The following is a 26,056-nucleotide window of genomic DNA, read 5'->3' on the forward strand; positions in this document are numbered from 1 at the left end:
CGGGTCAACGCACCAGCTTTCAAAACAGGGAATCCACAAACCCAGATGTCTGAAACTGGTTTTTGCCCGACTGTTTGGCGCGGTACATCGCCATGTCGGCTTGGCGCAGCAACTGCTCCGGACTCACTTCCTTGGCCTGCGGGTAGAAGGCCACCCCGACACTGGCCGAGACCTGCAGCACCGCTGTGCCATACAGCACTGGCTGGTTGGCCGCCTGCAGCAGGCGCTGCAACAGCGGGTCGCAGTCGCTCTCTTGTGCCAGGTCCACAATCACGGCGGCGAACTCGTCACCGCCAAGGCGCGACAAGGTGTCGACCTCACGCAGCGCCAGCCGCATGCGCCGCGCCAGCGTCATCAGCAGGTGGTCACCTGCGTCATGGCCGTGGCTGTCGTTGACCGCCTTGAAACCGTCCAGATCAATGAACGCCACACCCAGTTTTTGTTGGCGGCGTTGTGCCTGGGCCATCGCGTGTTGCAAACGGTCGGCATGCAAGGCACGGTTGGGCAGACCTGTCAGCGCATCAAAATGGGCCAGCTGATCGAGGCGGCGTTCATGGGCCTTGCGTTCGGTGATGTCCGAGAACAGCGCCACATACTGGATCACCTGGCCACGCTGGTCGTGCACCGCGCTGATGTGCAGCATCTGGGCGTAGATGTCACCGTCCTTGCGGCGGTTCCACAACTCACCCGACCAGCTGCCGTGCTGCACCAGGTCTTGCCACAGCTGTTGGTAAAACAGCGGTGTGTTGCGACCTGAGTTGAGCATGCTGGGGGTCTGACCGCGCACCTCGTCACGGCTGTAGCCGGTGATGCGGGTGAACGCCGCATTGACATCGATGATGCGGCCATCGGGCGCGGTGATCATGATGCCCTCGATGGCATGGCTGAACACACTGGCCGCCACCCGCAATTGCGCCTCGGCCAGTTTGCGCTCGGAGATGTCGCGGATCGAGACATGGATGGCAGGGGCGCCTCCATAAACCATGGCGGTGCCCTGCACCTCCACATCAAATTCACTGCCATCAAGCCGGACAAAGCGCGACTCCACCATGGGTTCGATCGGCTGGGCCGACTCGATCGCCTGCATGCGTGCGAGTTGCTGCGCCAGAAAGGCTGGCGCAATGCGTTTTTGGGTCGAGGTGCCCAACAAGTCGGCGCTGGACTTGGCGCCAAACAAGCGCTGCGCGGCCGGATTCACATACAAAATGGTGCCACCCCGGTGCACCAGCACCGCCTCGGGCGTGTGTTCGGCCAGCGCCCGGAAGCTGGCCTCGTTGGTGCGCAACTGTTGCGCCACCTGATGCCGCTCCACCGCCAGCCCGGCCAGACGGGCCAGTTGCGCCAACAGTTCCAGATCTTCGGCACCGGGTGTCGCCGGTGTACCCACCACCACCGACAACACTCCCAAAACCTGGCCTGACAAAGCCAAAAACGGTTGTGCCCAGCACGCCCCCTGGACAATCGGTTGCCCCAGCTGCGGGGCCAGTGTGCGGTGCACCGCGAGGTTGGGAATCACCACCCGCTGGCCGCTGGCTGCAGCCGCAGCACAGGCCCCCTGACCCCGTCCCACATCCTGGCCATCCACCAGCCGCAATGTGTCATCAGACACACCGGCCGAGGCCACCACCTGCAGGGTCTGGCCACAACCGTGGCCGGGTGTCACCAGCGCCACCAGACAGGCCTGCTCAGGCTGCAAGCCGCGCAACCCGTCTGCCAGCACCTGCAGCAGATGCGGCAGTTCAGCACCATTGGCCAGCAGCTCAAGAATCTGGCTGCGCAGTTGCTCAAACTGTGTCTGGTACCAGCGCGCCGTGATGTCCCGGCCCATGCTCAGGATGCCGTCGGCCTGCCCATCTGCATTGCGCAACACCACTTTGGTGATCTCCAGCAGCGCACGCCGTGAACCAGCCGCCGCGCTGGCCCAGCACTCGCCCACCACAGGCTGTGTGGCGGCCAGACAGGTCTGGTCCAGCTGGTGGTAACGCTGCGTGTCTTCGGGGGACAACAGGTCGGCGTTCGTGCGGCCACACAAGCGCAGGGCAGGCAATCCGGTGAAGGTCTCAAAGGCGGAGTTACACGCTAGGTAGCGGCCCTGCGGGTCTTTGAGCCAGACCATCTGCGTCACATGTCCAAAAAGCGCCTGAAAGCGCTGAGGTGACGCGACCAAGGCATGCGTATGCCCACTCCCGGCACGCTCATCCTGTCCCAATTGCGCCAGCAACTGGGTGAACAGATCAACCAACACGCGTGTTACTTCCCTGGCTTGCCCTCACCGGGACAGCCCCTCGCGCGGGGAACCCAGCCCGGTGGCAAAAAGAAGTCAACAACATCACACGCTGAACCTTGAACTTGAGTTTGTTACATATCGGCAGAATTTACCCGTTATTGAGTGGTCTGACTATCCCCCGATTGGGGGATAGTCAGCAAGGAGAACTAGAACACACTGTGGTTAAACTGGTTGTTCACCGTTCAAGGAGACACTTGATGAAGATTTTGCTGGCCGTCGACGGCAGCCCCTACACCAAAAAAATGTTGGCCTACCTGGCCGCCCACGAGCTGTTTTCCCCCAAAAACGACTACACCGCCGTGACCGCCCAGGTGGTTTTGCCGTCGCAAGCCCGCTCCGCGCTGGGTAAGGAACTGGTGAACAAATATTATGAAGAAGAGGGCCTGCGGGTGATGGCGCCGGTCACCAAATACCTGCAACGCCATGGCATCACACCGAAGTTCGTCTGGAAAACCGGCCGCCCCAGCGAACTGATCGCCAAAACCGCCACCGAGGGCAAGTTTGACCTGGTGGTGATGGGTTCCCACGGCCATGGCGCACTGCTCAACCTAGTGATGGGTTCGGTCGCCACCGAGGTGCTGGCGAGCTGCAAAGTGCCGGTGCTGATCGTGCGCTGAGAGCGCCGCAACCCACTCTTTTTTCCATAGCTTCTAGCCCTTTATAAACAAGGGCCTGAAGGCTATTTTTAGATGCTTAGCGCCCATATAAGGTGCCATGCCATGCCGTCCACCCTGCCGCCAGCATCAGTAACACCCCCACGCCGCGCCCGATGGCCACTTGTGCTGCCGGGTTACGACGCAACCACTGCTCGATGCTGCCCGCACCCCAGGCAAAACTTCCGTAGATGAGGATTTGCGTGATGGCGATGATCAGGCCCATCAGCACCGCCTGCACACCCAGCGGACCATATTCGGACCGCACAAACTGCGGAAACACCGCCACCATGAACACATAGGCCTTGGGGTTCATCAGGCAAGACACGACCCCGCGCCACATGGTTTGCTGCACGGTCAACCGCGGCACCCTACCGACTTCACCCAGCGCCGCTGCTCCACGCCACAGACACCAGCCGATCCAGGCAATGTAGAGCGAGCCCGCCAGCAGCAACACGGTGAACGCCAGCGGGTACAGCGTCAGCAGCAGCCCTAAACCCAGCGTGGCCATGGCGACATGCAGCATGCCGCCGCCCACAATGCCCACCACCGCTGCCATGCCCAGCTTGCGCCCACCCGCCAGCGCACTGGCCACCACATAGGCCATGTCCATGCCGGGCACGGCGATGATGCCCAGCACCATCAAGCTGAACAGCCAAAGGTGGCTGGTGTGGGTCAAAAGCAAGTTATCCATGGTTCAGTCCTTGATGGCGCCAGACGCGGCGGCTTGACATGAACTTTAGGCAGGCATGCGGACAGAATGTGTCCTAATGGGGCTCGCTCAGGTTCTAAACTGATGCCTATGTCCACCCCCACCAATCGCGTGCTGGCCCTGCTGGAACTTTTACAAAACGCCGACGAACTCCCCGGTGCGGCGTTGGCGCACCAGCTCGGGGTGGACAGTCGCACGCTGCGCCGCTACATCGTCAAGCTGCAAGACATGGGCGTGCCGGTGCAGTCGGTGCGCGGGCGTTATGGCGCTTACCGGCTGATGCCTGGCTGCAAGCTGCCGCCTTTGATGTTGACTGACAAGGAAGCGGTGGCCGTGTCGGTGGGGCTGCTGTTTGCCCGGCAGTTGGGACTGGCTGACACGGTGGACGGGGCCCACAGTGACCAGGCCAAGCTGGAGCGGGTGATGCCGCCGGCGTTGCGCGGCAAACTGCGGGCGGTGTCGGGCGTGGTACAGCTGGAGCTGTCGCAACCCGTGGCCAGCATGCACAGCGAATCGTTGTTGGAGATGAGCTCAGCCGCCCAAGAACGCTGCCGGGTGCGCCTGCGCTACCAAGCCGCCAATCAGGACGTGAGCGAGCGGGAGTTTGACTGCTACGGCCTGGCCTGGCGCAGCGGACGTTGGTACGCTGTGGGCCACTGCCATCTGCGCGGGAATTTGCGCTCGTTCCGGCTTGATCGGATTGAGTCAGTGACACCCCTGACCGTCAGCTTTTTGGCCCCGTTTGACTTTGATGCCGTTCGACACCTGGCGCTGGGCTTGGCCACCCTGCCCCGCACCCATGCCATTGTGGTACGGCTCAAGACCAGCCTGGCCACGGCGCAGACCGAGTTGTTTGATGCCATTGGCCTGTTCCGGCCACTGGAAGATGCCGTCATGCTGTACAGCCAGGCCGATGACCTGCCCTGGTTTGCCCGGCAACTGGCTAGGGTGTCGTTTGACTTTGAGGTGCTTGAGCCGCCTGAGCTGCAGGACGCCATCAAAGCCTGCGCGCAGCGTTTGCTGGGGCAGGTGACACCCCGAGTGGCCTAGACTAAGTTGCTACGTTATTAATAACTTATTGCCCTCTACCCATAAGGGCTAACGGGCAATCAGACCCTCAAAACAGGTGCTCAGCACCAACTCGGTGATCTGCTCGTCGGTGAACAGGCCGCCCATCTGCAGAAACTCCACCACCGAGTCGCAGGCGCGGGCGAAAAAGGTGTACAAAATCGCGATCGCTGGCAGCTTGGCGCTGAGCTGGCCAGCCGCTTGCGCCGCTTCTATCCAGGCACCGAGGCGGTCGCTGACCTCCATCAGGCCGTCCATGTAATCGTTGTTGGCCATCAGGGTGGCGCGCAGGCTGGAGTTCTGGCTCGGCAAGGTGGGCATGTCACCAGCCAGCTTGACCTGCAGCACCCAGCGCACCACCGCGCGCAAATTCTGCAGCGGGTCGGCCTCGGGCGGCAAACTGCTGATGAACTCCTGGGCGCGCTGCATCACCCGCACCATCGCTGCCGCAGCCAGGTCTTCCTTGCTGGGAAAGTGTTTGTAGAGGCTGGCCTTGGCAATGCCGACCTGGGCCGCCACCTCGTCCACCGTCATCGCGTCAAAGCCTTTTTCGGCCAGCAGGCGGTTGACAGCGTGAACAATGGCGTCTTCACGCACCTGCAGCATGCGTTGTTTGAACGAGGTTTTGGGGGTGTCGATGGCGCTCATGGCTGAATTTTAGCCGCCAAATTCACATCTTGATCTGTCAGACTTTTTTGCTACTGATGAGTTTAGATTCTGGTTTGGGTGGGCTCAAGGCCACCCCCGCTGCGGTTTTGAGCGCATGGGTCAGCGCATCGAGCACCGCCGAGTTGAGGTTCCAGCAATGCCAGTACAGCGCGACCGGCAGGCGATGGCCGGGCATCAGATCGATCAGGCTGCCGTTTTTGAGGTGCTCGGCCACCTTGAGCTCCGGCAAGACACTGACACCCCAGCCCGCCAGCACCGCACGCAACTGGCCCTCGGAGCTGGGCACATACATCTGACTCAGCGACACCTGGCGCAGACCACAGGCGCTGGCGACAAACTCGGCCTGCAGGTCGTCCTTGCGGTTGAAGGCGATGAAAGGCAGGCGACTGAAATTGTGGGGGCTCAGGCCATGCGGGCAACGTGCTGCGGCAAAACCGGGCTCGGCCACCGCCACATAGGCCATGGTGCCCAGTGGCTCCACCTTGCAGCTGCGCAGGGCCGCACGCAGGGTCGTCACACAGCCCAGCACGCGCCCCTCACGCAGCCACTCGAAGGTGAAATCCTGGTCGTCGGTGATGATCTCCAGGCCCAGGCCCTGGTGCGCCAGCGGACTCAGCGCGGGCAGGGTCCAGGTGGCAATGCTGTCGGCGTTGATGGCAATCGAGATGCGCTCGTCTTCACCCGCCGCACCAGCAGCGCCGGGCGAGAGGTCCTTGAGGTCACGCTCCAGATCGGCGCGCAGCAGGCGCATCTGCATCGCGTGTTTGAGCAGCAGGCGCCCGGCCTGGGTGGCTTTGAGCGGGCGGCTGCGCACAATCAGCACAGTGCCGACCTGCACCTCGAGGGAACGCAGACGCTGGGACACCGCCGACTGGGTGATTGACAAACGCACTGCCGCACGCTCAAAACCACCCTCTTCCACAATGGCCGCGAGGCATTCCAGGGCAGCAGGATCAAAAGTACTCATGGGGCATTAGTGAATAAGGGTTGCTAATGAATTCTGGATAAGTTTAATCCTGCCAAAAGCGGCCCATGATCTCGCGGACACTCTCGGCCCATGAAAATCACAATCCTCGGCGCCGGCATCATCGGCATCAGCACCGCCTGGCACCTGCTGGAACGCGGCCACCAAGTCACCGTCATCGACCGTCAGCCCGACGCCTCGATGGAGGCCAGTTTTGCCAATGCGGCACAAATCTCGGTCAGTTATTGCGAGCCCTGGGCCAATCGGGACACCCCGATCAAAGCGCTGAAATGGATGCTCAGCAAGGAAGCGCCGCTGCTGTTTCGCCCGCGCCTGAGCTGGCAACAATGGCGCTGGAGCCTGCTGTTCCTGAGCCAATGCCATGACCGTGCTTTTGAGCGCAATGTGCAACAACTCGTCTCCCTGGGCGCCTACAGCCACGCCGCGTTCAAGGATCTGGTGCAGACCACCGGCATCGAGTACCAACGCCTGGAAAAAGGCATTGCCCACTATTACACCGAGCAGAAGTCCTTTGACAGCGCAGGCGAGGCCGCCGCGCTGATGGCCCGCTACGGTGTGGCACGCCGGGTGGTGGACCGCGCCGAGCTGCTGCGCATTGAACCCGCGCTGACCCCATTTGCCGAGCAGATTGTGGGCGGCACCTACACCCCCAGCGACGAATCGGGAGATGCTTTTGTCTTCACCCAGGCCTTGGCCAAGCTCTGTGCGGCGCGGGGTGCCGAGTTTTTGTACAGCCACGACATCGTGGCCCTCAACAGCACCGGCGGCGCTATTGATTCTGTAACAATCAAGCCAGTATCCACGGGGGCCAAGGGCCACAAAGGCGCACAAAAAGCGCGCCAGATCAAAGCCGACCATGTGGTGGTGGCCTGCGGCGCCTACAGCGCACCGCTGCTGCGCACGGTGGGGGTGGACTTGCCGATCTACCCGGGCAAGGGTTACAGCGCAACCTTCAAGCTGCTGCGCCCGGAACAGGCGCCCCAGGTCTCGATGATTGATGACGCCAAGAAAATCGCCATGAGCCGCCTGGGCAACCAGTTGCGTGTGGCGGGCACCATCGAGGTCGGTGACTACGACCTGACCTTGGACTCGCCGGTGGCGCGTGCACGCTGCCGCATGTTGTCCAACCGCATTGAGCAGGTCATGCCCGGCGTGTGCGACACCCGCACACCCGAAGACGGTGGCGACCCGGCTTATTGGGCTGGTCTGCGCCCGGCCACACCCACCAACATCCCCTACATCGGCAAAACACCGGTGGGCAAGCTGTGGGTCAACGCCGGTCACGGCACCCTGGGCTGGACCCATGGCGCCGGTTCGGGCAAGGCGCTGGCCGAGCTGATCTGCGGTCAGCAGCCTGAGATGGCCTTCAACTGCTACGGTTTTCCGCGAAAAACCGCTTGATAGCGGGTTTTTCCCAGCCTATTTGGGCTTTAGAAACCCAAAGGCTTGCGCAAAATGCGCGTCATGACCGGAGGTTCCATGACGCTGCAATACCAACTCAAAGAAGGCAATTACCACCTGTATGACCTGAGCTCGCCCGCCAGCCGGGTCACAGGGGAACACCGCCTGCGCCTGAAGTCCGACACGGTGGCGATCGCGTTTGAGGCCAGCACCGGGGCCCTGCGCGAACACGGCAGCCCGAACCGCATCCACTCCTGGGCCAACAACACCCGTCGACGCCTGCGTGCCTCAGGGGCGCTAGACAAGGCCAACGACATCGTGGTGGTGTCGGGCCCGCTGCCGGTGGACGAGATCAACAAGTGCCTGAAGATCCAGGGGTATTGCCGCGACATGTTCACCCGCTTACATGAGTTGCCACACGGCAAACGGGTGCAGCACAGCAGCGCCCACACCACCCACTGAGCCTGCTCCGTCCGCCAAAGCTGCGCTCAAGACAAGCGCAGCGTTAGCGCAATCACCCCCAGCGTTAACAACGTCACCGGCAGGCCAATGCGGGCGTGGTCGCGCCAGTTGATGCTGACGCCGCCTTTTTGCGCCAGGTCCACCATGATCAGGTTGGCAATGGAGCCGACCAGCAGCAGGTTGCCCGCAAAAGTGCTGACCAGCGCCAGCGTCACCCCAGCCTGCTGGCCTTGCAGATGTGGCAGCAGCAGCATCACCGCGGGCACGTTGGACACCAGATTGGACAATCCCACCCCAGCCACAAACAGAGGCGCCGGGTGGCTCAGGTGCACACCTTGGGCTGCCAGCGCGGCCACCGCGTCAGTCGCCAATCCGGTCGAGGCGAACGCATGGTTGACCACAAACAGACCGGCAAACAACACCAGCAGTTCCCAGTCGACAAACCCCATCACATGGGAGGAATGGAAACGGCGGCTCATCAGCAACACCCCGGCGCCCACCAATGCCGCTACCTCGCGCGGCCAGTCGGTGAACAGAAACACGACCATCAAGGCACTGGCCACCAGCAGGCCTTTGAGCGTCTGCCAGCGGTCAAAAGCAAAGACGTCAGCGGCGTCCAGGTCGACCTCCACCCGGCTCAATGCCGGGCTGGGTGCCACAGTCGACGTGGGAGTCGCAGCGGTGGGCACCCACACCAGCCAGGCCCACAACACACCCAGGCTCAGGCCCACCGGCAGCAGTGCCTGGCGCAGGTAGTCGCCAAAATGCAGGTGCATCAGCGAGCCAATCAGCATGTTTTGCGGGTTGCCGATCAGCGTGGCGGCCGAGCCGATGTTGGCGGCACAGGCCAGCCCGACCAGAAACGGCACTGGCGCCAAACCCCGCTGAAGGCACAGTTGCAGCACCACCGGTGTCATCGCCAGGCAAATGATGTCATTCGAAAAAATCGCCGACAGCGCGCCCGACACGCCAATGATCGCGCCCAACAAGCCGGTGCGCCCGAGTGGCAGGGCCGCCACCCGGCGCGTCACCGCGGTGTAGAAGCCGCCCAGGCGCATCTGCGCCGACAGCACCATGAACGAAAACAGCAGCAGCATGGTCGGCAGATCCACCACACGGGCCGCTTCTTCGGTGCTGATGGCGCCGATACCAATCACCGCAATCGCCCCCAGCAAGGCAATGCCCGAGCGGTTGAGCTTGAGCCGTGGCAGGCCGCCGAGCACCATGCCCACGTAGACCGTGACAAAAATAGCCACGATGGCACTGTTGAGGCCCTCCAGGTCATGCAAGATCGGGCTCATGGTGTGGCCTCTTGGGGCGCAAAAACTACGCTTTTTTGATAGCTACTCGCCCTTTTTACATAAGGGCTAGAGGCATAAATCTTATAAAACATCATGCTGCAAGCGTAGCACGGCCCGCCGCATGCGCCTGGTGCAGGCAGGCTTGAAACGCCAACGTGACCCGCGCGGCCTGCGGTGAGGCGCGGACAATGCCAAAAAAACTGCAGCGGTAGTTGAACACGCTTGGCTGGACCGCCCGTAGCCGCCCCTGGCGCACAAAACTCTCGGCATAGTGGTCGGGTAAAAAGCCCAGGTAACGGCCCGACAGGATCAGCGTGGCAATCGACTCCTGGTCATACCCCGTGGCTTGGCGGGTGAGCTGCACCTTCTGAGCCAGCTCCATGTTGGGTGAGTGGTAGCCCAGCCCGGCAAAGGCATGTGCGTGTAATGCCGCCCAGTCACCCGGCTGCTGCGCGGCGTCCGCCCCAAAAAGCGGGTGTGTGAGGCCGCAGTACAAGTACATGGTTTCGCTGAACAACTCGTCGTACACCAGCGCGCCAGAGGTACGGTGGCCCGGCACCACCCCGACCTGGAACTGGCCATCGATCACACCGCGCTCGATCACATTGAGCGGCGCCACATGCAGGTGCAGGCTGACGCCCGGCGCCTGCGCCTGAAACAGCGCAATCGCCTCGCCAATAAACGCCTCTGGGTTGCTGGCAGTTTTGTCAAACACCGCCAGGTGCAACTCACCGCCCATGCGCTGGTGGATTTCGTCGACCCGGCTGCGAAACGCGTCGACACCGGCCAGCAGGCGCAGGGTCTCGGCATAAATCTGCTCGCCTTCGGGTGTCAATGCAAAACCGGCGCGGCCACGTCGGCACAGGGTCAGGCCCAGGCGGGTTTCCAGGTCCTTGATGTGGCGGCTTACCGTGCTGGTGCCGATGTTGAGTTCCAGCTCGGCCGCTGCCATGCCGCCGCAGTCGACCACGGTCTTGAACACCCGCAGCAGGCGGATGTCCATGTCGCTCAACTGGCCCAGGGCGGCGCGGGTATTTACTTGCATAGATTTGCAACCAAGCAGTGATAGTTAAGCAATCATAAGAGTAAGGCACTGCGCACAATCCTTGCTTTATTTCTGTTGCCACGCCTCACCAAGCACCAAAACACGCACAACCACAAGGAATCACCATGGACCTGACCGACAGCAAAGCTCTGGCTCAACCACGACTGGACGCCGCCTGGCTCGACGCGCACTGGATGCCGTTCACCGCCAACCGCAACTTCAAGGCGGCGCCGCGCATGATCACCCGCGCCGAAGGTTGTTATTACTTTGACAGCGACGGTCGCAAGATTTTTGACGGTCTGTCGGGCCTGTGGTGCTCCGGCCTTGGCCATGGCCGCGCCGAGATTGTGGAAGCCGCGCGCAACCAACTGGCCACGCTGGACTACTCACCCGCCTTCCAGTTTGGCCACCCGCTGTCGTTTGCCCTGGCCAACAAACTCAAGGAACTCACGCCTGACGGGCTGGACTACGCGTTTTTCACCGGCTCCGGCTCCGAATCGGCCGACACCTCGCTCAAACTGGCGCGTGCTTACTGGCGCGCCAAGGGTCAAAGCAGCAAAAGCCTGCTGATTGGCCGCGAAAAGGGTTACCACGGCGTCAACTTTGGCGGCATTTCGGTCGGTGGTATTGGCGGCAACCGCAAGACCTTTGGCCAGGGCATTGCGGCGGACCACCTGCCCCACACCCAGCCACCCGTTGGCTCGTTTTTCAAGGGTTGTCCGGAGCAAGGCGCTGACCTGGCCGACGACCTGCTCAAGCTGATAACCCTGCATGACGCGTCCAACATCGCCGCTGTCATCGTCGAGCCGATGTCGGGCTCGGCCGGTGTGGTGGTGCCGCCCAAGGGTTACCTCAAACGCCTGCGCGAGATCTGCACCGCCAACAATATCCTGCTGATATTTGACGAAGTGATCACCGGTTTTGGCCGCCTGGGTGCCTACACCGGCGCCGAGTACTTTGGCGTGACACCCGACATCCTGAACGCCGCCAAACAGATCACCAACGGCGCCCAGCCGCTGGGTGTGGTGATGGCCAGCAAGGAAATCTACGACACCTTCATGGCCGCTGGCGGCCCGGAGTACATGCTCGAATTTGCCCATGGTTACACCTACTCGGCACACCCGGTGCCCTGCGCGGTAGGCCTGGCCACCCTGGACATCCTGGTGCGCGAGAACATGATTGACCGTGTGAAGTCGCTGGCACCACATTTTGAAAATGCCGTGCACAGCCTGCGCAGCGCCAAACACGTGGCCGACATCCGCAACCTGGGCTTGGCTGCAGGTTTCACCATCGCGTCCTTGCCCGGTGAACCCGCCAAGCGGCCTTACGAGGTGGCGATGGCGATGCTCAAGAAGGGTTTTTACGTGCGTTACGGCGGCGATACCATCCAACTGGCACCCCCCTTCATCAGCACGCCCGAGCAGATCGACAGCCTGGTCAATGCACTCGGTGAATGCCTCAACGCCACTGCTTGAGCTTGTTACATTTCTGATAGCTGGCAGTCCTTATTAAATGAGGGCTACAGCCTGTTTTCTCATTATTTTGCATACAACATGACCAAATCCCTCCCCACCATTCAGCACTTGATCAACGGCCAGTTGGTTTCAGGCGGCAGCCGCAGCGCCGACGTGTTCAACCCCGCCACCGGGCAGGTTGAAAAGCAGGTGTTGCTGGCCGACAAACTCACCGTGGAGCAGGCGATTGCCAGCGCGCAGGCGGCTTTCCCGGCCTGGCGCAACACACCTCCGCTCAAACGCGCGCGCGTCATGAGCAAGCTCAAAGAACTGCTGGAGCAACACGCCGACGAACTCTGCGCCCTGATCACCGCCGAGCACGGCAAGGTGCTAAGCGACGCCTTTGGTGAGTTGCAACGCGGCATCGAAAACGTCGAATACGCGTCTTATGCGCCCGAATTACTCAAGGGTGAACACAGCAAAAACGTTGGTCCTGCCATCGACAGCTGGAGCGAGTTCCAGGCATTGGGTGTCACCGCTGGCATCACCCCGTTCAATTTCCCGGCCATGGTGCCGCTGTGGATGTGGCCGCTGGCAGTGGCCTGCGGCAACACCTTTGTGCTCAAACCCTCCGAGCGCGACCCCAGCTCGACCCTGCGCGTGGCCGAACTGGCGTTACAAGCCGGTCTGCCGCCGGGTGTGCTCAACGTGGTTCACGGTGACAAGGAAGCGGTGGACACCTTGCTGCAAGACCCACGTGTCAAGGCGGTGAGTTTTGTGGGCTCCACACCGATTGCCGAATACATCTATTCTGAGGGCTGCAAACACGGCAAACGGGTGCAGGCACTGGGCGGTGCCAAAAACCACGCGGTGTTGATGCCCGACGCCGACATCGGCAATGCGGTCAACGCCCTCATGGGGGCTGCTTTTGGCTCCTGTGGTGAGCGTTGTATGGCGATCCCGCTCGTGGTGGCCGTGGGTGACGATACGGCTGAGGCAGTGATAGCAGGTCTGAAGACCGAGATCGCCAAGATGAAAGTTGGCCCCGGCTCCGACGCCAGCAGCGACATGGGTCCGCTGGTGACCAGGACGCACTTCGAGAAGGTGACAGCCTATGTGAACCAGGGTGTCAAAGAAGGCGCTACCCTGCTTGTGGATGGCCGTGGCGTTCAAGTGGCGGGTCATGCCGCTGGTTACTTTATGGGCCCCTGCCTGTTTGACAACGTCAAACCCGGCATGACCATTTACCAGGAAGAAATATTTGGACCGGTGCTCGGTGTGGTACGCGTGAAGTCCCTGCAGGACGCCATGGACCTGATCGACGCCCACGAGTACGGCAACGGCACCTGCATCTTCACCCGCGACGGTGAAGCCGCGCGTTATTTCACCGACAACATCCAGGTCGGCATGGTGGGGGTGAATGTGCCGCTGCCGGTGCCGGTGGCTTACCACTCGTTTGGCGGCTGGAAACGCAGCCTGTTTGGTGATTTACACGCCTACGGCCCGGACGCGGTGCGCTTCTATACCAAACGCAAGACCATCACCCAGCGCTGGCCCAGCGCCGGGGTACGTGAAGGCACGGTATTCAGCTTCCCGAGCAGCCGATAGTTTCTGCTTGCCTCACTGGCGCCGGTTAGGGTAATAATTGGCGTCAGGCACCTGAGGGTGCAATCTTTCAACAGCTTGGCTCACGCGGCCGAAGGATGCAGGGCAAGACATGAGCGACAAAGAGCCAGACAACACACCGTTTCAGGGGCCGGTGGCCTTGCTGACCCGGGTGGAAAAAACCTACCACATGGACTCGGTAAGTGTGCCGGTGATCAAGGGTGTCGACATTTTGGTGCGCCCGGCCTGCTTCACCGTGTTACTCGGGCCGTCGGGCAGCGGCAAGACCACATTACTCAACATGTTTGGTTGTATCGACAAGCCGGATGCTGGTGAAGTCATGGTGGCCGGTTGCAAGGTGGGCGAACTGTCTGACGACGACTTGTCAGACTTTCGCGCCAAGAACATCGGCTTCATCTTCCAGAACTTCAACCTGCTGCCGGTGCTGAGCGCCTACGAAAACATCGAGTACCCGCTGCTGCTGACCGGCGCCACGGCCAAGACCCGCGCCGACCGCGTGCCCAAACTGCTCGAAGCTGTCGGTCTGGCCGACAAGGCGCACCACCTGCCCGGCCAGCTCTCGGGTGGGCAGCGCCAGCGTGTGGCCATTGCCCGCGCCCTGGTCCGCAAACCCAAACTGGTGATCGCCGATGAACCCACTGCCAACCTCGACAGCGAAACTGGCGCGGCCATCCTTAGCCTGATGCGCCGCATGGTGGACCGCTTCAAGATCTCGTTCATCTTTTCGTCGCATGACTCCGACGTAATCAGTGCCGCCGATGACACGATCTTCTTGAAGGATGGTCGTATCCGCGGCATCAAACGCAAAGACATGGAGACTTCGACATGATGACCTTGTCCCTGGCTGTGCGCAACCTGCTGCGCAACAGGCGCAGATCACTGGCCACCTTGCTGGCGATGGCAATTGGGTCAACGTCGATTTTGCTGTTTGGGGGTTTTAGTGCAAATATCAACTACATGATGCACACCCACCACGTGCGCACAGGCGGGCACCTGCAGATCCAGCACCGTGACTTTTACCAGTACGGCAACGGCAACCCAAGTGCCTACGGTATCAACAACTACCAAGAACTGATCAAAGCGATCCAGGCCGACGAAGTGTTGCGCGACATGGTGCTGGTTGCCTCCCCCACATTGCAATTTGGCGGCATTGCTGGCAATTATGCTGCCAACGTATCGCGCACCATTATTGGTAACGGGTTTGTCGCCCAAGACATTAACCGCATGCACGAGTGGAATGACTTTGATGTCAAAAAGAAGGAGCCACCCTTTGTTCTGGAGGGTGCAGCTGAAGATGCCGCCATTGTCGGCATAGGCGTGGCCCGGGTGCTGCAATTGTGTGACGCCCTCCATATAGACAACTGCCCCAAACCCCAAAGTGATGCTAAGCCAGCCAGCGCAGGTGTACCAGACGACATTGCAACACTCAGCCAGCAAGACGCCGCCGACGCCTCAATTGGCCAAGGCAAATCTGCCCCCACCGCCCGGAGGCTTGATGTTTTGGTGGTCAACGCAGGTGGCGCGCCAAATGTCACCGCTGTTGAAGTCATCAAAGCCCAAGAACAAGGTATCAAAGAGCTGGATGAGGTGTACATGATCATGCAGTTCCCACACATCCAGAAGCTGATGTACGGATCATCCGCCCCCAAAGCCACATCCATCATGCTTCAGTTGCGCCACTCAGACCAGATTCCGGCCGCCACGGAACGCTTAACGCCCATTCTGGCCAAGTTTTCCGTCAACCAGCCGCTGGCTGTGCTTGACTTTCGCACCCTGAACCCGTTTTATGTACAGACCATCCGCATGTTTGACACCATTTTTGGCTTTGTTTTCATTCTGATAGGTGGCATTGTGCTGTTCACAGTCAGCAACACCATGAACACGGCGGTGGTGGAACGCACTGTGGAGATAGGTACGCTTAGAGCGATTGGTCTGCGCCGCTCAGGCATCCGGGGCCTGTTTGTTACCGAAGGTGCACTTATTGGGCTGTGCGGTGCGGTGCTAGGGGTTCTGATAGCACTGATGCTGGCGGCCCTAGTCAACCAGTCTAGTCTGGACTGGCTACCACCAGGCAATGTAGAACCGCTGCCGCTAACGATCACTGTTATAGGTGAAACACGGATGATCGTCGGGACAACCATCGGTTTGATGGTGATTGCAGTACTCTCCGCCTGGTGGCCAGCATATCGTGCGGCTGATCTGAAAATTGTGGATGCGCTGCGGCATGTGTAAAGCTGCGGCTAGCTAGCTTTAGGTGACGCTACCGCTAAGTCAACCTGACCTTTCCGCCGATAAACGTACTCCATAGCTGATGGGTAAAAATCCGCTTTAGGCTTTAGTTTAGAGAGATAGGCGAATTGAAACGACGGGCACCGTACACGCTGGAATCCAAGATGGAAGCCGTATGGTTGGTCAATATTGACCAGGCGACCGCTGCCACGGCCAAGATATTGTGTGTATCCAAACAGACGCTGGAGGGCTGGGTGCGACTCGATAGCAAAACTCCGCTGCCAGATGATCTCGAGTGACCGACAGGTCTGAGGAAAGACATGGAGGTCGATCGGAGTGAGGCATGCCTTGTCACCAAGGAGCATGAATGCCGAACAAGCCGAACAATGACAAGGCCGCACAGGCGCAGCAGGCCATACCAAAAGAACTCATTGACCGGTTTGCCAGTGGCCCAATGAGCGCACAGGCGGTGAATACTGCCTCCATGGCCTTCAAGAAGGCACTGATCGAGCGTGCTTCAGGTGCCGAACTCACCGACCACCTGGGCTATGTGCTTAGCACAGAAAAACCCATTGAGATGAGCAATCATCGCAATGGCACCGCCGCCAAGACCGGCCTGACCGAAGACGGCCCCCTGCGCATCGAATTCCCGCGCGACCATGCGGGCAGTTTCGAGCCCTTGCTCATCGCCAAACACGAACGCCGCTTCACGGGCTTTGACGACAAGATCGTGGCCATGTATGCACGTGGCATGATAGTGCACGAGATACAGGACTTTCTGGTTGAGTATTACGCCACCGAGGTCTCGCTTGAGTTCATCAGTTCGGTCACGGATGCGGTGATGAGCGAAGTCACGGCCTGGCAGGTACGCCCCCTGGGGGCCAAGTATCCGGTCGTATTCCTTGATGCCTTACGGGTCAAGATTCGCGAGGATGCAGTGGTACGCCACAGCCTGAATGGAAACAGAGCAAGGAAGCGGCTTCCGATTTGCGACTGATTGACACGGCTGTGACCCAGGATGAAGCCCTGCTCCGGCCCACAGAGTTTGAAGCCAAATGGGATGCATCCTTCGCCCCGATTGGCCAGTCCTGGCGCGCAACTAGACACGTCTGACACCCTTCTTTGAATCCCCGCCAGACTGCGCAAAACCATTAAGACGCGCGGACACTTCCCTTCGAACGATGCCGCTTCAAAATTGATCTGGCTTGCCTTGCGCGACATCATCGACGACTAGGATCGCCCAGCACGGGACTGGAAGAGGGCCATGAACCAGTTTGCGATCCTTTCTGAAACCGCCTAACCAACCAAGTTCATTCAGATGAAAGCCGACTGCCCAATACTGTGGGCAAGCATTCCCGCTTCACACACAAAAACTTAGACACTCCCGGTTCAAGCCACCAGGGCAATTCGCAGCACCAACCCGATTGGTCTATCGCTGTGTTATACCCACAGTCCAGGTACAACTGGTACTGTTACTGGTACTGCCTGAGTGATGGATCAAGGCATTCGCATCTAGCTAACAGTCATACTAAGCCCGCTCCAGCGCGTCCAGTACAAGGTCCGTACGCAGATGCATGGCGGCGGTAGCCTGACGGGGCGATCTGCAAGACCTTGCAGATCGACTACAACTCCGTAGTATGGCGGTGCTGGCCCACAAAGTCTTTCAAGACTTCAATCGGTGGTCGATTCGGGCGGTCAAAAAAGCGCTGGCCAGCTGCGGGATTTCGTTGGCTCAGCGCTGTTCCATGTTCTCTCATTCCAACTCTTTGCCGCGCTGGTGTTCAACCGTAGTGACGCCATCGCGCAGCCAGTGTCAATTTCTTTTTTGCGAACCCATTCATGTAGGGTTTGGAGTACGCAACCGATCTTGGGGCAATGGACTCAATGGCTACCCACAGGGATGCATATTCGCCAAGGAGTTCCTGCACCATGCGTACGGCGCGCTCGCTTACCTCGGGGGAAAAGCGGTTTAATTTCCTGCTCATGACTCCATCTTCTCAAAGTGTGAAGCCTCCTCAAAAACCGAAGCAACTCAGTAGGGTCAACTGGGCTTGCTACTACACGAAAAAAAGGGACGCAATGAATACGTCCCTTTTTCACTACCCGCTACGGAATGCTCAACTGACTGGCAATACGCCTAAGGTATTCCGTCAAGAAATTCATCAATCTTTGACGGTTTACTTTGTTGCCATGCGGCGACGTTTGACCAACCCCAAACCTGCCAAACCTAAACCTAACAAGGCCAAAGAGCCTGGCTCGGGAATAGAATTGCCAGTCAAGTCAAACGTCCCTGACAAGATATCGCGACCGTTTTCCTGGTAACCAGCAGGTTGGAACGAAGATGAAAATACAAAATCTGCTCCATTGAGACGACTATTAGTGTCAAAGTTTTCGGCCGCGAGTCCGCCCACCACATCGAGCAACGCTGAACCAGATCCAGAATCACTACCGGTTCCGATGTTGGATCCTTCCCCGCTCAGATTACCCTTGCCTACTAAACTCAACCAAAGATTCCCATCAGAGGATGTAGCATAGTCACCAATGTAGTTTGGCGTATTATCAATAAAGATATTCACCAGCAAATTATTGAAGGAAAAATCGATTTTCCCCGTTATGGGGTTCGGCAAAAGCGACACGAGATCCATCGTAAATGTAAAAGTCAGTTCGCCACCCGGGACAAAACTACTCTGATTATTCACTGAGCTATTCATCCGCTCAACTTGACCCCAACCAGTAACAGATGTAAGTCCCTGTTCAGTATTCACCCCGGTTTCGAACAAGGAACCAAAAGACTTAAAGTCAATAAGCGAAGGCAAACTTTGCGCACTGTCCGGGTCCCAGACAACACCACCAACATTGATTGCAGATGCAGATGCTGACGCACTTGCCAAGCCGAGCACTGCGGCCAGACCTAGCGAGATAAGAGATTTTTTCATAATAAACTCCGTGTGAATGGTTTAGTCCAGCCCAGGACTTCCTGGATGCACTAGCATAAGCAGAATGTGTGCCAACAATTGAATACCTATGAAAATCAAATAGTTACAGAGATCTCTGCAAGAGCTCAACCACTTTTTGTAAAAAAATCCGACAGAATTTCAAGACAAGATGATCAGCAAACCTCAATGACGACCTTCACAAGACGCTACAGCCCATACTGCGCATAAACCAGGTTGCTGTAGAAGATCGATCAAGCGTAGCATTCCATTGGCGTCTCAACTTGTTGATATTGGAGCGGTTTTGTATGGCAAGTCTTCCGGGCGCAGCGCCAGTTTTTGATTACACAAAGGCTTTCTCTCGCAACATCGGCTGGGTCACAGTGGCCGAGCAAACACAACTACGCCAAAGTCGCGTCGCCATCGCAGGCTTGGGTGGTGTAGGCGGCGCACACCTTCTAACACTTGCCCGCCTGGGCCTTTCTCATTTCAACATCGCCGACTTTGACGACTTTGATGTTCACAACATGAATCGCCAGGCTGGCGCCTTCATGCCCTTCATGGGGCAGCCCAAAATTGACACCATTGCTCAGTTGGCTCGCGACATCAACCCCGAGGTGGATCTTCGATTGTTTAGTCAAGGCGTGACAACCGAAAACGTGGACGAATTTCTGAAGGATGTAGATGTGTATGTGGATGGGCTGGACTTCTTTGCCCTGCCAGCGCGACGCATGGTCTTTGCCAAGTGCCGAGAGAAAGGCATCCCTGCGCTCACCGCCGCACCTCTTGGCATGGGTGTCGCTTTTCTTTACTTCAGCCCCAATGGCATGAGTTTCGAAGACTATTTCAAGGTTAAAGGACATGAACCCCAAGAGCAGTACGCGCGTTTCATAGCGGGTCTATCCCCCGCTATGATGAATCGTGACTACCTGGTTGCCCCTGAGTCCGTGAACTTCCAGGAAAAGCGTGGTCCTTCCACCATCATGGCGTGCGACCTGTGCGCCGGTGTAATGGGCACTAACGTGCTCAAAATCTTACTCCAACGCGGAGAAATTAAAGCGGCCCCTTGGGGCATGCATTTTGACGCGTATCACCAGAGACTAAAACACACGTGGCGGCCCTTTGGCAACGCCAATCCAGTCCAGCAATTGCTTCTGAAATTCATCAGACCCAAATTGCGCGGAAAGCCATCCAATCGTTAGTCACCCAGGACAATTCGTTTCCTTGGCAAGACAGCGCCACAACTGATTTGTTTTCTGACGCAGACTTGCATCAATAATGCGCTATATTGCTTTAATATTGGTCTTCACTGTTTCTCGCGTCTTGCATTGGCATCACCCAGGGGATTTATCTTGAACAGCTTCTTTTCCGACACATCAATCTTGACACATATTGGTCGCCTCGCTACCGCTGGCATGGCTGCGGTGTTGCTGGCTGGCTGTGCCACCGGGGGCAACTACCCTCCTGCCCCCTCCATTGCAGCCACACCAGACTACAACTACATCGTAGGCCCAGGCGACAACCTCAACATCATCGTCTGGCGCAACCCAGAGTTGTCCATGTCGGTACCTGTTCGGCCAGATGGCAAGTTGGCAACGCCACTGGTAGATGAACTGGTGGTGCAGGGAAAAACATCCACAGAAATTGCACGCGATGTTGAAAAGGCGTTGAGCAAACTGGTGCGTGATCCAGTTGTGACAGTGATCGTGACGGGGTTCATTGGGCCCTACAGCGAGCAAATTCGTGTTGTCGGAGAAGCGGCCAAACCACAGGCTTTGCCCTACAAACAAAAGATGACGTTGCTTGACGTGATGATCGCCGTGGGCGGCCTGACCGACTTTGCGGATGGAAACGGCGCCTCGATCACCCGTGCCGCTGATGGTGACAAGCGTTACTCAGTGCGCCTCAAAGACCTGATCAAACGCGGCGACATCTCCGCCAATGTCGAGATGAAACCAGGTGATGTGCTGATCATTCCCCAGGGTTGGTTCTAATTTTTTTGTCCATTCTGCTTGGCTCTGCTTGAGCCTCGTCAGACTTCAGTTTGAATGTCCTTTTGATTTACAAGAACCTCCCCCATGGATGAGTTGATTAGTCAGGTAACAACTATAGCCCGGGGCATGTGGAAACACCGCTGGCGCGGTCTGATCGCAGCCTGGCTGGTGGCCGTCGTCGGTGCGATAGGCGTGATGGCTGTGCCTGACAAATATGAAGCCAGTGCACGTATTTACGTGGATACACAGTCGATTCTGAAGCCTTTGATGTCGGGTCTGGCTGTGCAACCCAATGTCGAGCAGCAAGTGATGATGCTCAGTCGCACGCTGATCACCCGCCCCAATGTCGAAAAGTTGATCCGCATGGCCGACTTAGACTTGGGCAACGCATCCAAATCCGAACAAGAGGCGCTGATTGATCGAGTGACGAAGACGCTGGAAATCAAGAATGTGGGCCGCGACAACATCTATACCCTGGCGTATCGAGACACAGATCCTGACAAGGCAAAGAAAGTGGTGCAGTCCTTGGTCTCGATTTTTGTGGAGTCCAGCATGGGCAGCTCGAGACAAGACTCGGACACCGCCAAAAAATTTATCGAGGAACAAATTAAGACCTATGTGACTAAGCTGGAAGAGGCCGAGGCGCGGCTCAAGGAATTCAAGCTGCGCAACATTGACCTTCAGACCACTGAAGGGCGAGACATGGCCGGGCAGTTAGGAGCCATTTCAGAGCAGCTGCGGCAAGCCCGACTGGAGTTGCGTGAAGCTGAAAACGCACGGGATGCTGCGAAAAAGCAGCTGGACTCAGAGCGTGCAGCCAACTCGAAAAACTTGATGTCTGATACTTCAGCCTCGATTTCCACGCCGGAGATTGATTCACGTATTGATACCCAAAAACGCAATCTAGACGCTCTGCTACAGCGTTTCACCGAGCAACACCCCGATGTGGTGGGTGCGCGGCGTCTGATCAAAGACCTGGAAGACCAGAAGCGCAAGGAAATCCAGGAGTTACGCAAAGCCGCTTTGGCGAATCCCGCTGCTGCACCCTCCAACAATACACTAGCATCTCAGGAACTGAGTCGAGTGATGGCTACATCTGAAGTACAGGTCGCCTCTCTGAGGGCGCGTGTAGCTGAATATGAAGCACGATATGCCAAGGCACGCGAGGCCATGAAAACCGCTCCACAGATCGAAGCAGAATTTGCCCAACTCAACCGCGACTACGAGATCAATAAAAAAAACTACAACGACTTGGTGTCACGACGTGAATCAGCCACCATGTCGGGCGACCTAGACAATGCCACTGGCGTGGCCGATTTCCGTCTGATTGATCCACCTCGCGCATCGCCAAAACCAGTGGCACCGAACCGTCTGTTATTGATGCCGCTGGCATTGCTGGCAGCCTTGGCGGCTGGCTTGGGTGTGACGTTCCTGCTGGGTCAGATCCGAGCTGTGTTTTACGATGCCAACGCTATGAGTGACTCCATAGGCTTGCCCTTGCTGGGGGTGGTATCCCTGCTGGTCGATGATGGCAGTGCACAACGGCGCAAGTCTGAGCTGGTGAAATTTTTAGCCGCTACCGGGGGCCTGGTAGTTGTGTTCGGTCTCGGAATGGCTGCGCTGTTCCTGATGTCCAACCAAGCAGGATGAATGACCTATGAGTAGCTTGATTGAACAGGCAGCCCGACGGCTGGAACAATTGCGGCAAGCGGGTGTGGAGATGCCAGCCACAGTCACTGTAGCTACACCAAGTTATCCAATGGCGGGAGCAGAATTGCCCACTGCTACACCAAAGCCTCCTGAGCCAGTAGCCACATCGCGGCGGATCGACTTGGACTTGCACGCACTGACCCACGCAGGATTTATCAACCCTAGCTCGGCACGCTCCGAGATTGCAGATCAATACCGTGTGATCAAACGACCGCTGATCAAAAACGCGATGGGTAAAGGTGCATCGATCATTGCCAATGGCAATCTGATCATGGTCACCAGCGCTTTGCCCGGCGAGGGAAAGAGCTTCACCTCGATCAATCTGGCCATGAGTATTGCCACAGAATTGGACAACACCGTGATGCTGGTGGATGCCGATGTGGCGCGTCCATCGGTCATGCGCATGCTGGGCCTGCCCGATGGTCCAGGCTTGCTTGATCTGGTATTGGATGACAAGCTGGACATGTCGTCGGTCTTGCTCAAGACCAACGTCGAGAAACTGACCATTCTTCCCAGTGGCACGCCACACCCACGCGCTACCGAATTGCTGGCCAGCGACGCCATGGTTAGGCTACTCGAGGATATGGCAGCACGCTACCCGGACCGGATCATCATTTTTGATTCACCGCCGCTGTTGATAACCACCGAAGCTCGCGTCTTAGCGACGCACATGGGCCAAATTGTGGCGGTGGTGCATGCTGGCAAGACGCTACAGTCCGAGGTCAAACAGGCGCTGGCCACCATTGATGCCTGCCCCGTGAAGCTGCTTCTGCTGAACCGCGCCAGCTCTCTGTTCAAAAGTGGTTACGGCTACAGCTATGGGTACGGTTCGGGTTATGGCCACGACAAACAGGAGGAGCAGGCAGCATGAACGCCGTGCACGTCACGCCCGCCCTTGCGACGTTGTTGCTGTTATCTGGGACTGTGGCTTGGGCTCAAGATGCAGCCCCCGGTGCGGCCACGCAAGCGGTATCCATCTCTACACGCGTGACAGTGAACGAAACGGTAACGGACAATGTGGCGCTCAGCGGTACCTCTGCCAAGTCTGACCAAATAACCGAAATCAGCCCAGGCATCCATGTCAATATCAATGGTGCCAGGCTCAAGACGTATTTCGATTACTCGCTGACACATGTCAATTACGCCCAGGGTACGGCGGCCAGTCGCAACCAGAACGCACTCAACACCTTTGGCACCCTCGAGGCGGTTGACAACTGGGCTTTCCTGGATTTCAGCGGCAACATCTCACAACAAACCATCTCCGCTTTTGGCACCCAGTCCAACAACAATACGACCATCAACGCCAATCGGACCGAGGTGGCCAGCTACAGCCTCTCACCCTATGTCAAGGGACGGCTCGGTGATGCTGCCAATTACGAGGCACGTATCAGCCGCGCGGTGAGTTCTAGCGACAGTGCAACCGCCTCCGACACTGCAACCACCAACAGCGTCGTCAAGGTCAGCAATGCATCGGCTTATCGCAGCCTGGGTTGGACAGCCGACCTGTCTCGCCAACAAGCCAGTTACAGCGCCGGACGCACCACCGAGACTGACACCTACAGTCTGGGGTTGACCTACGAGGTCTCGCCACAAGTCAAGCTGTCTGCCAATGCTGGGCAAGAATCGAACAACTACAGCAGCTTGGACAAACAAAACTACAGTACCAGCAGTGTGGGGATCAACTGGTTCCCGTCTGAGAGAACCAGCCTATCCGCACTGACCGGCAAACGTTCTTTTGGCAACACCCACAATGTGAGTCTTGAGCATCGCAGTGCCCGCACCGTCTGGCGATTCTCCGACAGCAAAGATGTGTCAACCACGCCCAATCAGAATGGCGTGGGGACCATTGGCAACCTTTATGACTTGTTTTACAGCCAGTTGGAAGGCAGTGGACTCTCCGCTACAGAGCGGGCCCAGAGGGTCAACGCATTGCTACAGTTGTATGGTCTAAGTGCCAACACACCTGTCGTTGGGGGTTTTTTGACATCAGCGATTTCGGTGCAACGCAGCCAGAACCTGTCATTGGCCCTGTTGGGTATCCGTGACACCATCACTTTTTTGCTATCGCGCACCGAGAGCAACCGACTGGACACCGTCACCAGCGTCGTTGACAACTTGTCCAATGGGGTCACCGTTATCCAGAACGGCTTCAGCGTCAACTACAGCCACCGTCTGACACCGGACTATTCGCTGGGTGTGTCTTTATCCCGACAAGACACGTCCGGCACCACAACAGCTGAGGAAACCACACTCAGATCGTTCCATGTCAATATCTCCGGAAAAGTTGGCAGAAGAACAGCAGCTTCACTGGGCCTGCGCCGGGTGGTATCTGACAACGCCACCAACCCCTACACCGAAAACGCGGTGACTGGCAACCTCAATGTTCAGTTTTGACCCATGTATGCAGCCTATTACGGATTAAGCAGCGAACCCTTTCAGATCAACCCTGATCCACGCTTCTATTACGCCAGCAAACAACACAGACGCGCCAAGGCTTACCTTGAGTATGGAGTCATGCGCAACGAAGGGTTCATCGTCATCACCGGCGAAATTGGTGCAGGCAAAACCACCGTGGTGCGCGGCCTGCTGGATGGCCTGGATGCCGACAAGGTAGTGGCTGCCAACCTGGTCACCACCCAGCTCGATGCCGAAGACACCCTGCGCATGGTGGGTGCGGCCTTTGGCGTGCGAGTCAAGGATGTCTCCAAGTCCGACCTGTTGATGACACTCGAGGCTTTTTTGGTCAACCACACCAGCCAAGGCAAGCGCTGCCTGCTGATTGTGGATGAGGCGCAAAACCTGACCCACCGCGCCGTGGAAGAACTGCGCATGCTGTCCAACTTCCAGTATGGCCAGCAGGCCCTGCTGCAGACTTTTTTGATTGGTCAGCCCGAGTTCCGCGCCATTCTGCAGAGCCCGGGCATGCAGCAGCTGCGCCAGCGCGTCACGGCCACCTGCCATATTGGACCGCTGGACATGGCCGAGACACAAGGTTATATCGAACACCGCCTCAGATGTGCAGGTGCCAAGCCCGAACGACCCGCCTTTGATGCAGCAGCCTTCGAGGCCATCTTCAAAGCCACCAACGGCATCCCAAGGCGCATCAACCTGGTGTGTGACCGTTTGCTGCTGTCGGGTTATCTGGCCAGCAAAGAAAGCTTTGGTGTGGACGAGGTCAACGAAGTGGTCAGCGAGATCAACGACGAATCGGTCTCGATGTCCAAACCCGTCTCCACCCCCGAAGGCCCTGGCTGGACAGACTCCTTTATTTCTGATTTGTCCTCGGCCAACGCCTCCGATGCTGATCTGGCCAAGCTACAGCTTCCAGCGGGTCTGGGCCAGGCCATCTCGGGCCAGATCGCCACCCTGAATGCCGAACAATACGACATCCGGCTGCGTCGCCTGGAAGCCAGCGCCTTGCGCCTGGAACGCATCAACCTGGAAATCCTGGTGATGCTGCAACGGCTGGTCAAGGCGGCCAGTGGCGCGCCGGACAAAGAGGCTTGACCCCGAGCACACCCACATAG

Annotated in this window: 21 protein-coding genes and 2 pseudogenes; 15 read left to right on the forward strand and 8 right to left on the reverse strand. The window is 58.3% G+C overall.

Going from position 1 to position 26,056, the window contains the following annotated elements; translation table 11 throughout:
• Positions 1-19: 19 nt before the first annotated feature.
• Positions 20-2,245, reverse strand: a complete 2,226-nt coding sequence (locus KKO72_RS09260) for a PAS domain S-box protein (RefSeq protein ID WP_214937596.1) — start codon at positions 2,243-2,245, stop codon at positions 20-22.
• Between the two features lie 239 nt (positions 2,246-2,484).
• Between KKO72_RS09260 and KKO72_RS09265 the strand changes: the two genes are divergently transcribed.
• A complete protein-coding gene (locus KKO72_RS09265; protein WP_078365157.1) occupies positions 2,485-2,904 on the forward strand; it encodes a universal stress protein in 420 nt (139 codons plus the stop codon).
• 76 nt (positions 2,905-2,980) lie between these two features.
• On the opposite strand, the gene KKO72_RS09270 is transcribed toward KKO72_RS09265, so the two are convergent.
• Complete coding sequence (locus KKO72_RS09270) at positions 2,981-3,634, reverse strand: LysE family translocator (RefSeq protein WP_251140556.1); 654 nt, start codon at positions 3,632-3,634, stop codon at positions 2,981-2,983.
• Positions 3,635-3,742: 108 nt separating this feature from the next.
• Here KKO72_RS09270 and KKO72_RS09275 point away from each other — a divergent pair, with 108 nt between their 5' ends.
• Entirely contained in the window at positions 3,743-4,702 is a 960-nt protein-coding gene (locus KKO72_RS09275; protein WP_214937598.1) for a YafY family protein, read from the forward strand.
• Positions 4,703-4,750: 48 nt separating this feature from the next.
• Here the strand turns inward: KKO72_RS09275 and KKO72_RS09280 are convergent, their stop codons facing one another.
• Together KKO72_RS09280 and KKO72_RS09285 are read right to left on the reverse strand one after the other, a co-directional pair.
• A complete protein-coding gene (locus tag KKO72_RS09280; protein WP_214937601.1) occupies positions 4,751-5,368 on the reverse strand; it encodes a TetR/AcrR family transcriptional regulator in 618 nt (205 codons plus the stop codon).
• A 37-nt stretch (positions 5,369-5,405) separates the two neighbouring features.
• Positions 5,406-6,356, reverse strand: a complete 951-nt coding sequence (locus tag KKO72_RS09285) for a LysR family transcriptional regulator ArgP (RefSeq protein ID WP_214937603.1) — start codon at positions 6,354-6,356, stop codon at positions 5,406-5,408.
• A gap of 90 nt (positions 6,357-6,446) precedes the next feature.
• Between KKO72_RS09285 and KKO72_RS09290 the strand changes: the two genes are divergently transcribed.
• Together KKO72_RS09290 and KKO72_RS09295 are read left to right on the forward strand one after the other, a co-directional pair.
• The gene (locus tag KKO72_RS09290) at positions 6,447-7,775 is read left to right on the forward strand and encodes a D-amino acid dehydrogenase (protein ID WP_214937605.1); all 1,329 of its coding nucleotides are present in this window, start codon (positions 6,447-6,449) and stop codon (positions 7,773-7,775) included.
• Between the two features lie 78 nt (positions 7,776-7,853).
• Positions 7,854-8,237, forward strand: coding sequence for a hypothetical protein (locus KKO72_RS09295; protein WP_078366913.1), 384 nt, complete (start codon positions 7,854-7,856; stop codon positions 8,235-8,237).
• Positions 8,238-8,263: 26 nt separating this feature from the next.
• Here the strand turns inward: KKO72_RS09295 and KKO72_RS09300 are convergent, their stop codons facing one another.
• Together KKO72_RS09300 and KKO72_RS09305 are read right to left on the reverse strand one after the other, a co-directional pair.
• Complete coding sequence (locus tag KKO72_RS09300) at positions 8,264-9,538, reverse strand: anion transporter (RefSeq protein ID WP_214937607.1); 1,275 nt, start codon at positions 9,536-9,538, stop codon at positions 8,264-8,266.
• Positions 9,539-9,629: 91 nt separating this feature from the next.
• Positions 9,630-10,583 carry a LysR family transcriptional regulator gene (locus KKO72_RS09305; RefSeq protein WP_214937609.1) on the reverse strand — a complete coding sequence of 318 codons (954 nt, stop codon included), beginning with the start codon at positions 10,581-10,583 and terminating at the stop codon, positions 9,630-9,632.
• Positions 10,584-10,708: 125 nt separating this feature from the next.
• Here KKO72_RS09305 and KKO72_RS09310 point away from each other — a divergent pair, with 125 nt between their 5' ends.
• From KKO72_RS09310 to KKO72_RS09330, 5 genes and pseudogenes are all read left to right on the forward strand, one after another.
• Entirely contained in the window at positions 10,709-12,058 is a 1,350-nt protein-coding gene (locus tag KKO72_RS09310) for an aspartate aminotransferase family protein (protein ID WP_214937611.1), read from the forward strand.
• Between the two features lie 78 nt (positions 12,059-12,136).
• Positions 12,137-13,645 (forward strand): CoA-acylating methylmalonate-semialdehyde dehydrogenase, encoded by a 1,509-nt coding sequence (locus KKO72_RS09315; protein WP_214937613.1) that lies wholly within the window; start codon positions 12,137-12,139, stop codon positions 13,643-13,645.
• Positions 13,646-13,754: 109 nt separating this feature from the next.
• A complete protein-coding gene (locus KKO72_RS09320) occupies positions 13,755-14,492 on the forward strand; it encodes an ABC transporter ATP-binding protein (protein WP_214937615.1) in 738 nt (245 codons plus the stop codon).
• Complete coding sequence (locus tag KKO72_RS09325; RefSeq protein ID WP_214937617.1) at positions 14,489-15,895, forward strand: ABC transporter permease; 1,407 nt, start codon at positions 14,489-14,491, stop codon at positions 15,893-15,895. Before KKO72_RS09320 ends, KKO72_RS09325 begins: the two co-directional genes overlap by 4 nt.
• 364 nt (positions 15,896-16,259) lie before the next feature.
• Positions 16,260-17,126, forward strand: a pseudogene (locus KKO72_RS09330) (transposase).
• 391 nt (positions 17,127-17,517) lie between these two features.
• On the opposite strand, the pseudogene KKO72_RS20960 reads toward KKO72_RS09330, so the two are convergent.
• Positions 17,518-17,877: pseudogene (locus KKO72_RS20960) on the reverse strand (IS3 family transposase); the annotation flags it as partial.
• Positions 17,878-18,069: 192 nt separating this feature from the next.
• Positions 18,070-18,828: a PEP-CTERM sorting domain-containing protein gene (locus KKO72_RS09335; protein ID WP_214937619.1), complete on the reverse strand. Its 759-nt coding sequence runs from the start codon at positions 18,826-18,828 to the stop codon at positions 18,070-18,072.
• Between the two features lie 305 nt (positions 18,829-19,133).
• Between KKO72_RS09335 and KKO72_RS09340 the strand changes: the two genes are divergently transcribed.
• From KKO72_RS09340 to KKO72_RS09365, 6 genes are all read left to right on the forward strand, one after another.
• Positions 19,134-20,027, forward strand: a complete 894-nt coding sequence (locus tag KKO72_RS09340; protein WP_214937620.1) for a ThiF family adenylyltransferase — start codon at positions 19,134-19,136, stop codon at positions 20,025-20,027.
• Between the two features lie 213 nt (positions 20,028-20,240).
• Complete coding sequence (locus KKO72_RS09345) at positions 20,241-20,819, forward strand: XrtA/PEP-CTERM system exopolysaccharide export protein (protein ID WP_214937721.1); 579 nt, start codon at positions 20,241-20,243, stop codon at positions 20,817-20,819.
• A gap of 84 nt (positions 20,820-20,903) precedes the next feature.
• Entirely contained in the window at positions 20,904-22,469 is a 1,566-nt protein-coding gene (locus KKO72_RS09350; RefSeq protein ID WP_214937622.1) for an XrtA system polysaccharide chain length determinant, read from the forward strand.
• Between the two features lie 7 nt (positions 22,470-22,476).
• The gene (locus KKO72_RS09355) at positions 22,477-23,400 is read left to right on the forward strand and encodes an XrtA-associated tyrosine autokinase (protein ID WP_214937625.1); all 924 of its coding nucleotides are present in this window, start codon (positions 22,477-22,479) and stop codon (positions 23,398-23,400) included.
• Positions 23,397-24,923, forward strand: coding sequence for a TIGR03016 family PEP-CTERM system-associated outer membrane protein (locus KKO72_RS09360; protein ID WP_214937627.1), 1,527 nt, complete (start codon positions 23,397-23,399; stop codon positions 24,921-24,923). Before KKO72_RS09355 ends, KKO72_RS09360 begins: the two co-directional genes overlap by 4 nt.
• A 3-nt stretch (positions 24,924-24,926) precedes the next feature.
• Positions 24,927-26,036: an XrtA/PEP-CTERM system-associated ATPase gene (locus KKO72_RS09365; RefSeq protein ID WP_214937629.1), complete on the forward strand. Its 1,110-nt coding sequence runs from the start codon at positions 24,927-24,929 to the stop codon at positions 26,034-26,036.
• The last annotated feature ends 20 nt before the right edge of the window (positions 26,037-26,056 follow it).

It is taken from the genome of Rhodoferax sp. U11-2br (genome assembly GCF_018619435.1).
Taxonomy (GTDB): Bacteria; Pseudomonadota; Gammaproteobacteria; order Burkholderiales; family Burkholderiaceae_C; genus Rhodoferax.

Excerpts from the sequence above, each read along its gene's own strand:
- KKO72_RS09265 (WP_078365157.1), top strand. The coding sequence starts at position 2,485 with ATGAAGATTTTGCTGGCCGTCGACGGCAGCCCCTACACCAAAAAAATG.
- KKO72_RS09270 (WP_251140556.1), bottom strand. The coding sequence starts at position 3,634 with ATGGATAACTTGCTTTTGACCCACACCAGCCACCTTTGGCTGTTCAGC.
- KKO72_RS09275 (WP_214937598.1), top strand. The coding sequence starts at position 3,743 with ATGTCCACCCCCACCAATCGCGTGCTGGCCCTGCTGGAACTTTTACAA.
- KKO72_RS09280 (WP_214937601.1), bottom strand. The coding sequence starts at position 5,368 with ATGAGCGCCATCGACACCCCCAAAACCTCGTTCAAACAACGCATGCTG.
- KKO72_RS09285 (WP_214937603.1), bottom strand. The coding sequence starts at position 6,356 with ATGAGTACTTTTGATCCTGCTGCCCTGGAATGCCTCGCGGCCATTGTG.
- KKO72_RS09290 (WP_214937605.1), top strand. The coding sequence starts at position 6,447 with ATGAAAATCACAATCCTCGGCGCCGGCATCATCGGCATCAGCACCGCC.
- KKO72_RS09295 (WP_078366913.1), top strand. The coding sequence starts at position 7,854 with ATGACGCTGCAATACCAACTCAAAGAAGGCAATTACCACCTGTATGAC.
- KKO72_RS09300 (WP_214937607.1), bottom strand. The coding sequence starts at position 9,538 with ATGAGCCCGATCTTGCATGACCTGGAGGGCCTCAACAGTGCCATCGTG.
- KKO72_RS09305 (WP_214937609.1), bottom strand. The coding sequence starts at position 10,583 with ATGCAAGTAAATACCCGCGCCGCCCTGGGCCAGTTGAGCGACATGGAC.
- KKO72_RS09310 (WP_214937611.1), top strand. The coding sequence starts at position 10,709 with ATGGACCTGACCGACAGCAAAGCTCTGGCTCAACCACGACTGGACGCC.
- KKO72_RS09315 (WP_214937613.1), top strand. The coding sequence starts at position 12,137 with ATGACCAAATCCCTCCCCACCATTCAGCACTTGATCAACGGCCAGTTG.
- KKO72_RS09320 (WP_214937615.1), top strand. The coding sequence starts at position 13,755 with ATGAGCGACAAAGAGCCAGACAACACACCGTTTCAGGGGCCGGTGGCC.
- KKO72_RS09325 (WP_214937617.1), top strand. The coding sequence starts at position 14,489 with ATGATGACCTTGTCCCTGGCTGTGCGCAACCTGCTGCGCAACAGGCGC.
- KKO72_RS09335 (WP_214937619.1), bottom strand. The coding sequence starts at position 18,828 with ATGAAAAAATCTCTTATCTCGCTAGGTCTGGCCGCAGTGCTCGGCTTG.
- KKO72_RS09340 (WP_214937620.1), top strand. The coding sequence starts at position 19,134 with ATGGCAAGTCTTCCGGGCGCAGCGCCAGTTTTTGATTACACAAAGGCT.
- KKO72_RS09345 (WP_214937721.1), top strand. The coding sequence starts at position 20,241 with ATGGCTGCGGTGTTGCTGGCTGGCTGTGCCACCGGGGGCAACTACCCT.
- KKO72_RS09350 (WP_214937622.1), top strand. The coding sequence starts at position 20,904 with ATGGATGAGTTGATTAGTCAGGTAACAACTATAGCCCGGGGCATGTGG.
- KKO72_RS09355 (WP_214937625.1), top strand. The coding sequence starts at position 22,477 with ATGAGTAGCTTGATTGAACAGGCAGCCCGACGGCTGGAACAATTGCGG.
- KKO72_RS09360 (WP_214937627.1), top strand. The coding sequence starts at position 23,397 with ATGAACGCCGTGCACGTCACGCCCGCCCTTGCGACGTTGTTGCTGTTA.
- KKO72_RS09365 (WP_214937629.1), top strand. The coding sequence starts at position 24,927 with ATGTATGCAGCCTATTACGGATTAAGCAGCGAACCCTTTCAGATCAAC.